This window comes from Enterobacter sp. 03-F-07-AD-ECC (assembly GCF_047530935.1).
Classification (GTDB): Bacteria; Pseudomonadota; Gammaproteobacteria; order Enterobacterales; family Enterobacteriaceae; genus Enterobacter; species Enterobacter cloacae.
Genome location: NZ_JBLKBZ010000003.1, coordinates 194,842 through 207,017, shown reverse-complemented (window position 1 = coordinate 207,017; position 12,176 = coordinate 194,842). Strand labels below are relative to the sequence as shown.

Annotated in this window: 14 protein-coding genes and 1 pseudogene; 13 read left to right on the top strand and 2 right to left on the bottom strand. The window is 51.0% G+C overall.

The annotated features are described in order from the left end of the window. The first annotated feature begins 105 nt into the window (after positions 1 to 105). The 11 genes and pseudogenes from ACMWKA_RS06165 to ACMWKA_RS06115 all read left to right on the top strand — a co-directional run bounded on the left by ACMWKA_RS06165 (position 106) and on the right by ACMWKA_RS06115 (position 6,784). Positions 106 to 369, top strand: coding sequence for a hypothetical protein (locus tag ACMWKA_RS06165; RefSeq protein WP_414760073.1), 264 nt, complete (start codon positions 106 to 108; stop codon positions 367 to 369). Positions 370 to 397: 28 nt separating this feature from the next. Beyond that, a complete protein-coding gene (locus ACMWKA_RS06160; protein ID WP_414760072.1) occupies positions 398 to 907 on the top strand; it encodes a phage regulatory CII family protein in 510 nt (169 codons plus the stop codon). A 7-nt stretch (positions 908 to 914) separates the two neighbouring features. Continuing rightward, complete coding sequence (locus ACMWKA_RS06155; RefSeq protein WP_111970222.1) at positions 915 to 1,139, top strand: phage filamentation protein Fil family protein; 225 nt, start codon at positions 915 to 917, stop codon at positions 1,137 to 1,139. Beyond that, complete coding sequence (locus ACMWKA_RS06150; protein WP_014884921.1) at positions 1,129 to 1,329, top strand: hypothetical protein; 201 nt, start codon at positions 1,129 to 1,131, stop codon at positions 1,327 to 1,329. The genes ACMWKA_RS06155 and ACMWKA_RS06150 overlap by 11 nt, the downstream gene beginning before the upstream one ends. Before the next feature lie 69 nt (positions 1,330 to 1,398). Further along, positions 1,399 to 1,632 carry a DUF2732 family protein gene (locus ACMWKA_RS06145; RefSeq protein WP_111970224.1) on the top strand — a complete coding sequence of 78 codons (234 nt, stop codon included), beginning with the start codon at positions 1,399 to 1,401 and terminating at the stop codon, positions 1,630 to 1,632. Next, positions 1,632 to 1,859, top strand: a complete 228-nt coding sequence (locus ACMWKA_RS06140) for a TraR/DksA family transcriptional regulator (RefSeq protein ID WP_248725244.1) — start codon at positions 1,632 to 1,634, stop codon at positions 1,857 to 1,859. Before ACMWKA_RS06145 ends, ACMWKA_RS06140 begins: the two co-directional genes overlap by 1 nt. Then, positions 1,856 to 2,752 carry a DNA adenine methylase gene (locus tag ACMWKA_RS06135; RefSeq protein ID WP_414760071.1) on the top strand — a complete coding sequence of 299 codons (897 nt, stop codon included), beginning with the start codon at positions 1,856 to 1,858 and terminating at the stop codon, positions 2,750 to 2,752. The genes ACMWKA_RS06140 and ACMWKA_RS06135 overlap by 4 nt, the downstream gene beginning before the upstream one ends. Beyond that, positions 2,745 to 5,048, top strand: a complete 2,304-nt coding sequence (locus ACMWKA_RS06130; protein WP_414760070.1) for a replication endonuclease — start codon at positions 2,745 to 2,747, stop codon at positions 5,046 to 5,048. Before ACMWKA_RS06135 ends, ACMWKA_RS06130 begins: the two co-directional genes overlap by 8 nt. A 216-nt stretch (positions 5,049 to 5,264) precedes the next feature. Continuing rightward, positions 5,265 to 5,453 carry a hypothetical protein gene (locus tag ACMWKA_RS06125; protein WP_219986862.1) on the top strand — a complete coding sequence of 63 codons (189 nt, stop codon included), beginning with the start codon at positions 5,265 to 5,267 and terminating at the stop codon, positions 5,451 to 5,453. Positions 5,454 to 5,462: 9 nt separating this feature from the next. Continuing rightward, positions 5,463 to 5,671 (top strand): annotated as a pseudogene (locus ACMWKA_RS06120) (DinI-like family protein). Between the two features lie 240 nt (positions 5,672 to 5,911). Next, positions 5,912 to 6,784, top strand: a complete 873-nt coding sequence (locus ACMWKA_RS06115) for a DUF6236 family protein (protein ID WP_414760069.1) — start codon at positions 5,912 to 5,914, stop codon at positions 6,782 to 6,784. A 438-nt stretch (positions 6,785 to 7,222) separates the two neighbouring features. On the opposite strand, the gene ACMWKA_RS06110 is transcribed toward ACMWKA_RS06115, so the two are convergent. Both ACMWKA_RS06110 and ACMWKA_RS06105 read right to left on the bottom strand, forming a co-directional pair. Then, complete coding sequence (locus ACMWKA_RS06110) at positions 7,223 to 8,272, bottom strand: phage portal protein (RefSeq protein WP_414760068.1); 1,050 nt, start codon at positions 8,270 to 8,272, stop codon at positions 7,223 to 7,225. Continuing rightward, a complete protein-coding gene (locus ACMWKA_RS06105) occupies positions 8,272 to 10,035 on the bottom strand; it encodes a terminase ATPase subunit family protein (RefSeq protein ID WP_175418807.1) in 1,764 nt (587 codons plus the stop codon). Before ACMWKA_RS06105 ends, ACMWKA_RS06110 begins: the two co-directional genes overlap by 1 nt. Positions 10,036 to 10,184: 149 nt before the next feature. Here ACMWKA_RS06105 and ACMWKA_RS06100 point away from each other — a divergent pair, with 149 nt between their 5' ends. Next, a complete protein-coding gene (locus ACMWKA_RS06100) occupies positions 10,185 to 11,012 on the top strand; it encodes a GPO family capsid scaffolding protein (RefSeq protein ID WP_053444897.1) in 828 nt (275 codons plus the stop codon). A 15-nt stretch (positions 11,013 to 11,027) separates the two neighbouring features. Next, positions 11,028 to 12,176 carry a phage major capsid protein, P2 family gene (locus ACMWKA_RS06095; RefSeq protein WP_118938596.1) on the top strand — a complete coding sequence of 383 codons (1,149 nt, stop codon included), beginning with the start codon at positions 11,028 to 11,030 and terminating at the stop codon, positions 12,174 to 12,176.

The window sequence follows — 12,176 nt, the reverse complement described above, 5'->3', positions numbered from 1 at the left end:
AGTTCCATTTTGGGATAGTTAGGGATTAACCACATGTTTGTTTACGTCGTTTCCAAACATGCTGCAGATGAACCCTGAATCGTTTGCGTAAGGAAAAGTAACTTTATGGCTTCTGAAATAACCATCTTAAAAATACCTGCAGCAATAGTCACTTTGCAGCAGTTTGCGGAATTGGAGGGTATTTCTGTGCGTACAGGTTATCGCTGGACAACAGGGGACAATCCTTGCGTTCCCATCGAACCACGTAAAATCCGTAAGGGCTGCAAAAAAGCCGGAGGACCAATCCGTATTTATTACGCTCGCTGGAAAGAGGAGCAACTGAGAAAAGCTCTTGGGCATTCCAGTTTCCAACTTGTCATTGGTTCTTAATTCACGATGAGAATTGTAAGGATTCAATATGTTTGATTATCGCATTTCTCAGCATCCCCATTTTGATGAAGCTTGCAGGACTTTCGCATTGCGTCACAACATGGCGAAGCTGGCACAGCGCGCGGGAATGAATGTCCAGACGCTGCGCAACAAGCTGAACCCGGAGCAACCGCATCAGCTTACTCCACCTGAAATCTGGCTGCTGACGGATATCACTGAGGACTCAACGCTTGTTGATGGTTTCCTGGCTCAAATTCATTGCCTTCCGTGCGTACCAACGAACGAAGTAGCAAAAGAAAGACTTCCGCATTACGTAATGAGTGCGACAGCTGAAATTGGCCGTGTGGCTGCCGGTGCTGTGTCCGGGGAAGTCGGGACTACTGCTGGTCGCCGTGATGTGATCAGTAGCATCAATTCCGCCACCCGCTTTATGGCGTTGGCTGCGATATCCATGCAGGCGCGTCTACAGGCTAACCCAGCCATGGCTAGCACTATTGATACGGTTACAGGTATCAGTGCGACTTTCGGGTTTATGTGAGATGGTCATGCTGAAAAACGAACCCTCTTTAGCCTCGCTCCTGGTAAAGCAAAGCCCGGCAATGCACTACGGCCACGGCTGGATTGCAGGAGATAACGGCAAGCGCTGGCACCCATGCCGCGATCAGTCCGAATTATTAAACGGGCTGAAAACAAAAACGGCTAAGCCGTCAGCTTTTTTAATTATTCGTATTGCTCGTTTGGTTATTAAAGGAGTGAAACATGTCTCGTAATGAGTTGAGAATTATTTTAGGCGTGATCATCCCAAATATGGCGGAAGGTTTTGAAATTAAAACCCGTGATGGTGCTGTTTTGCGTGTCGATCCCGAATGGGAATGCTGCAAAGAATTTAAAGAAGGTTTGCAGGCTGAAATTATCAACCAGATTAAAAGTAAGCCTGTCCCTGTTTCTGGTTATATCTAAGTAACTAACCCGTTTTTTATGGCGTAAACCCGCCGGGCATTTTTTTGCCCGAATTCTGAGGAAATGAATATGAAAAATTTGAAAACCCACTCAACAAAAATAGGTCCAGACGATGCTGGCCTGTTCGCTTTGTTAAATGAAACGCGCCTGGATGAGCGCCGTTGCCGCGCTGATGCAATGGCGGCTCGTCTGGATAGTCTGGCCGTGCGCATCGTTTCCCGTCAGTTGAGCCATATCGAGGCGGCCGAACTGCTTCGCGTTGAAGCGGTACGCATCCAGAACGAAGCGCAGGAGTTGCACTAATGGCTGATTCAATGGACCTCGCTCAGCTGCGCGAACAGGAAGATCGTGAGCGCCATATCAACAATGCCCGCGCCAAAGTGCCGGGCGTTTCCCGTGTTATCTGTGCGGAGTGTGATGCTCCAATTCCGCCAGCTCGCCGCCGCGCTATTCCGGGCGTGCAGTGCTGTGTGACCTGTCAGGAAATTGCAGAGCTTAAAGGCAAGCACTACAACGGAGGCGTTGTATGAGCACTATCCTGAAATGGGCGGGAAACAAAACCGCCATTATGTCCGAACTGAAAAAGCATCTCCCAGCTGGCCCGCGATTGGTTGAACCTTTCGCGGGTTCCTGCGCTGTTATGATGGCAACAGACTATCCTCATTATCTTGTCGCAGATATCAATCCAGATTTAATTAATCTGTATCGTACTATTGCGGAAGATACAGAAAACTTTATTAACCTTGCTAAAGCAGTTTTTGAAAGTTTTATCGTGGCTGAAAATTATTATCGTGTACGAGAAGCTTTTAACCACGATTCGCAATTAGACCGCCTGCACCGCGCAGTATATTTTCTTTATCTGAACCGCCACTGTTATCGTGGATTATGCCGCTACAACCTAAGCGGTGTTTTTAATGTTCCGTACGGTAATTATAAAAAGCCGTATTTTCCAGAAAATGAGATCCGCGCATTTGCAGAGAAAGCAAAACGCGCCAATTTCGTTTGTGCAAGTTACGAAGAAACGCTGGCAATGGTTAAGCGTGACGATATTATTTATTGCGATCCTCCATACGACGATACATTTACGGCCTATCACACAAAAGGATTTAATGAGGATAACCAGTACCACCTTGCCTCAATCCTTCTTCATCTTTCCTCGCTGGGGCACAGCGTTGTTGTATCCAACAGTGACACCCAGCTAACGCGCTCTCTTTATCGTGATCTTAAAATTTATGAACTAGACGCGAAACGGAGCATGGGCGTAGCGGGTGGAGAAGGTAAAACCGCTAGGGAAATTATTGCTGTATCTGAACCAGTGCGTGCTAGCTGTAATGAGTGGCAATGGTATGGCGTTGATTATGCCGCAGGGGAAAGTAATAAGGGTGCCAATAAGCTCTCCATGATTGGGAGCAGGAATGTCTGATACTGCTTTTCCCTATAGCTGGAATGCTCCGCGTCCTGCAATTGGCGGTTTTAAGCAAGCTGATGCGGCGCCGGGGATCATGTATCTGACGCCAGACGGCAATCGCAAGCGTTTGTCGATTGCCGAACTGGCAGAAACTGATGAAGCACCAGACCGGAGCCGGGCGGTTCGCCGCCGCCTGGCTTCGCTGCCTCATTTTGTCCGTCGTATGTATGCTCAAAAACTTGAACAGGTAGACCGTAAAGGCAAACAAGCGGCTGATGCATGGCTTATCAATACGTTTGAGCGATTCGTTCTTAGTCGTATAGATCAGGTCAATGAGCAGTATTTGCCGCAGGGGGTGATGCCTGCGGCTTTGTTGCCTCTGCGTGAACAATTCTGGCGCCTGCTTTGGGCTGGAAAAAAAGAGCTGAAACGGCTGGCGCATAATCTTGCTGACCTGTTGGGTAGCGAGTTTAACCGCGAGTTTGATTTCCAGATGGCCCGCACGTCCGATCCTCATTTCGCCACCCTGTCAGGTTATGGCCGCATGGGATTTCTTGCCAATCACCTCAAAACACCGGTTCCGTGCTGGACGGCCTACTGCAAAGAAGAGCTGGAGGCGGAAGACGCACTGAAAGCAGTGGCCCGCCTGCAGTCTCCGCAGTGGTGGCTTAATCGTCTGCGCCGTATGCACGCTCGCTGGCGTGAGCATCTGATGGTTGCGGCCGGGTATGTACACAAAAAATCTGCACCGTACTGCAGTGATCCATGTTTGCAGGAGTGGACGGCTCAAAAGAAAGCCAATCGCGAATTTCTGAAAGCGATGGAGCTGGAAGATGAGGACACCGGAGAACGTGTATCGCTGATTGATAAAGTGGCCGGCAGCGTTGCCAACCCAGCCAACCGACGCCGTGAACTGATGGCGCGCATGCGTGGGTTCGAAGATTTAGCGAATGAGGCCGGTTTGGCCGGGGCATTCTTCACGCTTACCGCTCCATCCAAATATCACTCAATGCAGTACGACGGGCGCCGGAACAACAAATACAGCGGCGCGTCACCGCGTGAAACACAGAAATATCTTTGCAAGGTATGGGCGCGCACGCGTGCGGCCTGGCTGCGCAATGGTATACGCGCGTTTGGTTTTCGCGTTGTTGAGCCTCACCACGACGAAACCCCGCACTGGCACCTCCTGCTTTTCATGCGCCCGGAGCATATCGAACCGGCAACAGCAATCTTTCGTAAGCACGCCATGCGTGAGGATGGGAATGAGCCTGGCGCCGCTGAAAACCGCTTCGAAATGAAACCCATCGAGAAAGAGAAGGGCAGCGCAACGGGCTATATCGCCAAATACATTTCAAAAAATATTGATGGCTATCAGCTTGATGACGATCTGGATGATGAAACCGGCAAACCTCTGAAAGAAATCGCCCGCCGCGTAAGTGCCTGGGCGTCTCGCTGGGCGATCCGTCAGTTCCAGCAAATAGGCGGCGCACCGGTAACTGTGTGGCGTGAATTACGTCGCCTCGGTGATCGTGAGCTGGTCCTGCACCCCGAAATTGAGCCAGTGCGTCAGGCCGCCGACAGCAGCGCGTGGGATTTGTACGTGAGTGCACAGGGTGGTCCGCTGGTTTCCCGTGATCTCCTGCGCGTGCGCCTCAGCTATGAAGTCACCGAAAACGGCAACCTCTACGGGGATGACGTCTCCAAAATTTCCGGTGTTTACTCCCCGATCCATGGGCCGGAATCGCTGATTCATACGCGCACTACCAAATACAAAATTGTGCCGAAGCGTCAGACCGATGGCGTTTCAGGTTTTGACCTTGATTTTTCAGGCGGCCCCGCCGCCCCTCGGAGTTCTGTCAATAACTGTACGCGGGAGCCGCGGGAGGTTGAAAAACGCGCCGATCCTGGCGGCACGGTCATGAATGACTGTGCCAGCTGGGCGGATATGGGCTCTTTATCCCGGAAAGAACAACGGGTGATAGCGCAGCGGTTGAGCGAAGCGGCAAAGGTAACTAACAAGCGCGTAAAAGTGAGGCCAAAAACCAGACCTATGACGGAGCAGGAAACGCAAATTAGTGAGCTGCTGGCTCTGCGTGGTGTGGATGCCAGTGCCGGAATGGTCCGTTCGCTGAGTTCTGGCGCGGTGGTTGCCTTTGGCGATCAGGTGTTAACGGTTGATGAAGGGCGCTTTACTGTCCGAAACCGTGCTGCGGCAGGTGTTCAACGTCTGTCGTCCCAGATTGTGGAGATTAAACAGCATGCGGATGACCTTCTGAACCGAATGAAGCGTGCATTCTCAGGGCGGAATTAGCCCGTGATCAACATGGTCAGGTCTGACGGTGTGGTAGCGCGTTCCGGTAATGATTAACCTCAGCAAATAGACTCATCTGATTGATTGATAGAAAATATTTTACAACCTAAAAATCCTCATATACTGTATATATAAACAGTATATGTGTATACAGTTGTCGGTATTTCTTCCTGGGGATGCTGACAGGTATATCCCGTAGTGAGGATAGGAGGGAAAATGCAGGACTATCTTTTGGAGTCATTGAAGCTCCAGCGTATTGATTTCTTTATCAAGCTTGTAGCGGCTAGTGAGTGTAACGAAGAAGAGAAACGCCTTGCGATCCAGTGGGTGTCGGAACTGACGGATGAGCTGATGGCGAAAATTCGTAACCATGAGTACAGCCGCACAATGGACGCTACCAGTTAAGGGGAATCTGTGCGCATTGAAATAATGATCGATAAAGAGCAGAAGATAAGCCAAGCAACACTGGAAGCTCTTGAATCCGAGCTTTACCGAAATTTGCGCCCTCTCTATCCAAAAACGGCAATCCGCATACGTAAGGGAAGCGCTAACGGCCTGGAGTTGAGCGGCTTAAACTGGTCGAAGATAAAAAGCGAGTAATGGAGATTTTGCAGCAGGTCTGAGAGGACGAAAGCTGGATGCATTAGCTAACATTTCAGGCGGTAAAATTGTTTTTTACCGCTTGCAAGGTTGAATAACGAGAGCATCGAACCGTTAGGCCGTGGGTGTTAAAGCTATTAATCAACTGATTATCTATCGGGGACCGGATCTATGCTGCATGTTTTTAGTTAAAACTCATATTATATTGAAATTATAAGAATGTATGTCATTCTTCAAAGGAGCGAGCTAAGAAAGGAGGAAGAATGAAACGTGGCATAGTAGCTAATCCTAATGAAATGAGTTTTTATACAAATAGTAGTATTGTCTCTCTTGGAGCAGGTTTAACTGAACAGGATATTAATTATTTCTGTTTTTACTGGGATGATGTGATTATTCTTGACAGTGAAAATATTCACACGATAGTGCCCAAAGAAAAAGAATTGTTGGATAATGGGGTGTTACGTAGACCTATTATGAAACATGATGGGATGATGAATGTCCAAGATTTCCCGTTTTTATATACGGAATTTCAGTTACAGACACTTGATGAATTTAGAAAGAACGAACCCGCTACTTATTGGCACTTCCACCAAACAGGACAGAGTTTAATTTATGGTAAAGAACAGAAATCGTCTCTTCAGTTGAGACTAGAACTGTTTGATGTCCTGAGAATTCCTGATGAAGGTGCTCATATAGAGGACATCTTACGTTTTAAAGATGATTGCAAGGATGATCTTAATGCTTTACATGAATACTTAGAAAAGTTGTATACAGAAGTCCTGTATTCTAAAAATCCTGATCTAACGAGAGCCCAAAACTTTTCTTTATTACAAGAGGCTATTCTTAATCTTGATAAAGCTATTGAAGGAAAATGGAGAAATCCTATCAGAATGGGAGTCAAGGCTAGTCCAGAGGTAGATGGTGGGCAGGTTATTGATTTTTTAAAACCGTTGTACCATGCAGCTATTGCTGGTTATTCAGGCGGCATTATTCCCGGCATGGTTACAGCTATAGCAACAGCAATTCCAAGTTTTATTAAATTCCAACCAGAATGGGTGGGCTTTAGAGATAAGGGGCCTAAAGAATTAGCTTATCTTACCAAAGCAACACACAAGGGGTTGATTAAGAGGACTTAAGGAATTTTTAGCGGTGCTTCTCAATTATGTTCTTTTGTAACCACGCAAGTGCATGACTATGCCGCATGAATCTGCATGATCGTTTGATGATCGTTTTAACTGAGGCCCGCTAGGAATGGCGGGCTTTTGCTTGAGTCATGTAGGCGCATGAAAACTATTACGCAAAGCGGGCAGGCGTGGCGGGGCTACGAGCGCGCGGTTTTGGTGTTAATCGTGGTTTTGGCGCCTCAATGTCTGGCGGGCATGGTCATTTTTTGGGGCTGGTCGTGCGCGCCTGCGCCGTGGTGAGGCGCTGCGTTTAATCGTGAGGCGTCATGTGAGTAAAGGGCAAGAGCGCGCAGCGAGGCGCTGAGGCGCTCTGGTGGTGTGAGTGTGTGTAAGGGAATAAAAAACCGCCCGGAGAAGGGCGGTTGTTATCAAAGGTTGACCAGCTGCGCGTCAGTCTTCATCGGTCAGGTATGGATTAAAGCGTATCACTTCATCACCCAGCCACTCGTTAACTTCTGTGATGCGGCCCTGCAATGGTGTCAGCTCGTTGCGTACGAAAACGCGCGCCGCTTTTTCAACATCGCCGAACCCGCCGGTATTCGTTGGAATAATCCCCATCAGCTGCGGCGGCACGCGGTGAGCTGCCAGCATGTCATCACGGCTCACATTCTTGATGTTAAGAAACTCATCTTTCGCGGCGACTTCTGACAGTGGGATGATCTGAATGCCGTCTTTCTTGCCGTTCGGGCTGTACATAAACAGGTTGCGGAAGTTGCCCGGCCCTTTCGATTTTTTAAGTGCTTCGCGTATGTTGTCCACGTCTTCCTGATCGGCGGCGGGGTCGCTCATGTACATGATGAAACCAGCATGGCTACCGTTGAGGTAATACTTACGGCGAAACAGCGTTGCCGATTCATTCAGCAGGGCGGAAGGAATGGCGGAGAGGTATTCCGGCATTCCGTAAAGCTCCTGGTTAACGTCAGGTTCCATCAGATGGAACACGCTTCCCTCATCGAACTGATATGGCTTTGAGTTGTAGCCATACTGCGCAAACCAGTAGGTGTCCGGATCGATGCCACGGCGGGTGTATTTGGCAAGCGAGGCGCGCAACTCCATGATCTGGCCTAACCGATTTAATCGTTTTTCAAGGTAGGCGTTACCAAATACCAGAAAGTCCTGGGCGAACCGGGAAAAGGCTTGTTTAGACAGCCAGCGGTGAGGGATGAAGGTACTGGTAAGAATATTGCGTTTTACCTGAATGGCGCTGGAGTGATGCACGGCGGCGCGATAAGTTCGCGCCAGGCCATCCATGCTGATCGGTGGTTCGTACCAGCGGTCCACCTGCACGCATTCCAGGTAATCAAACAACTCCCGGCGGTCCATGACAGGGATCGGATCGCCAAACGTAAACGCCTCCGCATGTGCATTACTGACCATGTTGGCCGTATCGGCGGCGGTCTTGCCGCGCTGTGCCTTGCTGCGGTTTTTGCGGTTAGCCATTAAAAAATCTCCACGATGTTGCTGGTACTGGCGGAAGCTCCTGCCAGTGGTTCGTTATAAAGTGCGTGCATGGTTGCCCAGGCTAAATCCGCGTGGCTGGCTTCCTCTGTGCGGGCTGCTTCGTAGGTTGGCCGGTTGCCGCTGGCGGTGGTTGAGCGGCGAATGGACATAAAGGACTGCGCGATATCCAGCATCCCCGCGTCAAACTCCAGACGGCGACCGCTGATGATGTCGTAGGCTTTAAGCACCAGGGCATTTTTAACGGTCGGGTTGTAGACAAACTCACGCGCGGCAGGGAAGAACTGCTTAACCGTTTTGTAAACGCCATCGCCAACGCCGGTCGAGTCAATGCCGATGTAGGTCACGTTGTAGCGTCTGGTGATTTCCTCAATCGCTGAGGCCTGGGCGCGAAAGTCCATCCCGCGCCACTGGTGACGCTCAAGGATGCGGAATTTACCGCCGGGGACGACGGGAGGCGCAATGACAACGCAACCGGCGCTGTCACCGTTCTGCGTTCCTTTTGCCGGGTCATAGCCGATCCAGACCGGGTGGTATGCAAACGGACGCGGTAAAAGCGGTTCGAAATCGTCCCACACATCCCAGCTGTCAACCATGCAGGACTGCAGCAACGCCAGCGGGAACACGGACGCCAGGTCGTCAACAAACTGACACATCAGCAGGTTGTTGTATTCGTCCGGGCTGTACTCCAGGCGCAGTTGGTCCAGGTCGAAAAGGTTACACCCGCCGTTTACTGCATCTTCGATGGTGACTATCTGGCGGTACTGGCCGTCAGGACATAAAACGCCGTGCGCCAGGCTACTGTGAGAAAGGTCAAATTCTACCCTGTCGGCTTTCGGGCGCCCTTTATTGAACAGGGCACCAGACCAGAACGGGTAGGCGCTGTGCGTCAGGCTGGAAGGTGTTGAGAAATAGGTCTGGCGCCATTTTTTGTGCAGCGCCATACCGGAGGCCACCTTGCGTAGCTCCTGGAATTTCGGTATCCAGAAATACTCATCAAGATACAGATTGCCGTGATAGCTCTGCGCGGTACGGGCATTTGTACCGAGGAAGTAAAGACAGGCACCGTTAGGCAGCACCATCGGATCGCCTTTCAGTTCAACGTCCACCTCTTTTGCGAAGTCGATGATGTACTGTTTAAAAACGTGCGCCTGCGCTTTACTCGCTGAGAGAAAGATTTGATTTCGCCCCGTGGTGAGCGCGTCTATCAACGCTTCACGGGCGAAATAGTAGGTTGCACCGATCTGGCGTGACTTTAAGAGGTTGCGAATACGGTGCTTGATGCCAGCGTCCCACCAGTGGCGCTGGTACTCGAACATACCGGCGCGGAAAATCTCTTCCAGCTTTTCGATCTGCTCGTCGGTAAACAGGTTTTTTTCCGGCGGCTTGCGCGGACCTTTATTGCGGTTCGCCACGTTCGGATTCAGGTCTGCTTCATTCCCGCCATTGTTAAATTTGCCGATTCTGGCCTGTCGTTCGGACTGACGTGCCAGCAGGTCAATTTCTTTAAAGTCCTTTCCTTCCTTCTGCTCCTTCATGACGAGCTGGCAGTAACGTGCGGCGGTGGTGAGCTGCATCTGATCCAGTGGGCCATATTCGCCCCACTTATCGCGTTTTTTCCAGCTGTGAACGGTTGCAACTTTTTCGCCCAGCATTTCAGCAATGCGGGCTACGCGGTATCCCTGAAAGTACATCAGCATTGCCTGACGACGGGGATCGAGGTCTGCGGGGGTCAGTGTTGTCATGGCACAAACATACGGCCTCAAATCAGCACTTTCCCCGGCTTCGCATTGTGTGGGAGTTCGCACAAGCCCAACGCGTTGTTTACACGCGCCCATCACCGCAAACATAAGGCTCTGAACGTGTTACGAACTAACTAACCGGAGCCGGACCGATGGCAAAAAAATCTAAGCGTTTTCGCATTGGGGTCGAAGGGGCCACCACTGACGGGCGCGTTATTGAGCGTGAATGGCTCACCCAGATGGCAGCGAGCTATAACCCGCAGGTATACACCGCGCTGATCAATATGGAACACATCAAGGGCTTCACCCCTGATGGGCCTTTCCGTCGTTTTGGCATGGTGGAAAAGCTGGAAGCGGAAGAAATCACCGAAGGGGCATTGTCCGGGAAAATGGCGCTGTATGGCTGGATTGCCCCGACTGACGATCTGGTCACGATGACAAGCAACTGGCAGAAGCTTTTCACCTCAATGGAAGTTAACACCAGTTTTGCCGATACCGGCTCCGCTTATCTGGTTGGCCTGGCGATTACTGACGATCCGGCAAGCCTCGGCACTGAAATGCTGCAGTTCAGCGCCAGCGCAGAACATAACCCCCTGGCGCGCCGCAAGCTGGATAAAGACAACCTGTTTACCGCTGCTGTTGAAACACTGATCGAGTTTGAGGACGTGCCGGAAAAAACCAGCCTGTTTACCCGCGTAAAAGAGCTGCTGTCCCGCAAAAGCGCCGATGATAACGCCCGCTTTGCTGATGTGAATCAGGCTGTTGAAACCATCGCGCGTGAGCATCAGACGCTGGCGGAGCAGGTCAGCACCCATCAAACCGATTTCAGCAACAAGCTGAGCGATTTGCAAAAGGTTGTTGATGAGACAACCAGCGCACTCTCCACCCTGCGTGAGCAGCTTTCCACCCAGGACAGCCGCAGCGAGCGCCGCCCTAATGCGACCGGTAATAACGGCGCAGAACAAACCACCGATTGCTGACGGAGCAAAAGCACAATGAAAAAAGAGACTCGCTTTAAATTTAACGGCTATCTGACGCAGCTCGCCAAACTCAACGGCGTATCTGTGAGCGATATCGCCTCGAAATATACGGCTGAGCCGTCAGTGGCGCAGACGCTGGAAACCAAAATCCAGGAGTCTTCCTCGTTCCTGCAGAAAATCAACATTGTCCCGGTTGATGAGCAGTCCGGCGAGCGCCTGGGGCTGGGTATTGGTTCCAGTATTGCCGGAAATACTGATACCACCCAGAAAGACCGTGAACCCGTTGATCCGACTTACATCGACGGTGAAGGGTACAAGTGTACCCAGACCAACTCTGATACGGCGTTGCCTTATGCGAAGCTGGATTTATGGGCTAAATTCCAGGACTTTCAGACGCGCATCCGTGACGCCATCATTACCCGCCAGGCACTTGACCGCATCATGATCGGCTTCAACGGTGTGAAGCGTGAGAAAACGTCAGACCGCAAGACCTATCCGCTGCTGCAGGATGTGAATATCGGCTGGCTGGAAAAAATCCGCCAGGAGAAGCCCGTTCAGGTTATGGACAAAATCGTGTCCGAAGGCGAGGTGATTTCTCAGACTATCCGTGTCGGCAAAGGCGGCGATTTCCTGAATCTGGACGCGCTGGTTATGGGCGCCGTGAATGAGAAAATTGCGCCGTGGTATCAGGAAGACACGGAGCTGGTTGTTATCGTCGGGCGCCAGTTACTTGCGGATAAATATTTCCCGATCGTCAACCGTGACCAGCCAAACAGCGAAGCGCTGGCGGCAGATCTCATCATCAGCCAGAAGCGTATCGGCAACCTCCCGGCCGTTCGCGCGCCTTTCTTCCCGGCGAATGCCATGCTGATCACCCGTCTGGATAACCTGTCTATTTACTGGCAGGCCGGTACTCGTCGTCGTTCAGTTATCGACAATCCGAAGCGTGACCGCGTGGAGAACTACGAATCCGTTAACGAGGCGTATGTTGTTGAAGATTACGACGGCGCTTGCTTGGTTGAGAACATCGAGTTGTTACCAGAGCAGGCAGACGGCAATCCGGGCGCGGCGCTTACTGCTGAAAATATTCAGACCATCGTTGCTGCAGCAGTGCAGGGCGCGCTTGATGCTCAGAATGCGGGCGGCACTGGCGACGGGGCGTGA

Coding starts and splice junctions, on each gene's coding strand:
- ACMWKA_RS06165 (WP_414760073.1), top strand. CDS start 106: ATGGCTTCTGAAATAACCATCTTAAAAATACCTGCAGCAATAGTCACT.
- ACMWKA_RS06160 (WP_414760072.1), top strand. CDS start 398: ATGTTTGATTATCGCATTTCTCAGCATCCCCATTTTGATGAAGCTTGC.
- ACMWKA_RS06155 (WP_111970222.1), top strand. CDS start 915: ATGCTGAAAAACGAACCCTCTTTAGCCTCGCTCCTGGTAAAGCAAAGC.
- ACMWKA_RS06150 (WP_014884921.1), top strand. CDS start 1,129: ATGTCTCGTAATGAGTTGAGAATTATTTTAGGCGTGATCATCCCAAAT.
- ACMWKA_RS06145 (WP_111970224.1), top strand. CDS start 1,399: ATGAAAAATTTGAAAACCCACTCAACAAAAATAGGTCCAGACGATGCT.
- ACMWKA_RS06140 (WP_248725244.1), top strand. CDS start 1,632: ATGGCTGATTCAATGGACCTCGCTCAGCTGCGCGAACAGGAAGATCGT.
- ACMWKA_RS06135 (WP_414760071.1), top strand. CDS start 1,856: ATGAGCACTATCCTGAAATGGGCGGGAAACAAAACCGCCATTATGTCC.
- ACMWKA_RS06130 (WP_414760070.1), top strand. CDS start 2,745: ATGTCTGATACTGCTTTTCCCTATAGCTGGAATGCTCCGCGTCCTGCA.
- ACMWKA_RS06125 (WP_219986862.1), top strand. CDS start 5,265: ATGCAGGACTATCTTTTGGAGTCATTGAAGCTCCAGCGTATTGATTTC.
- ACMWKA_RS06115 (WP_414760069.1), top strand. CDS start 5,912: ATGAAACGTGGCATAGTAGCTAATCCTAATGAAATGAGTTTTTATACA.
- ACMWKA_RS06110 (WP_414760068.1), bottom strand. CDS start 8,272: ATGGCTAACCGCAAAAACCGCAGCAAGGCACAGCGCGGCAAGACCGCC.
- ACMWKA_RS06105 (WP_175418807.1), bottom strand. CDS start 10,035: ATGACAACACTGACCCCCGCAGACCTCGATCCCCGTCGTCAGGCAATG.
- ACMWKA_RS06100 (WP_053444897.1), top strand. CDS start 10,185: ATGGCAAAAAAATCTAAGCGTTTTCGCATTGGGGTCGAAGGGGCCACC.
- ACMWKA_RS06095 (WP_118938596.1), top strand. CDS start 11,028: ATGAAAAAAGAGACTCGCTTTAAATTTAACGGCTATCTGACGCAGCTC.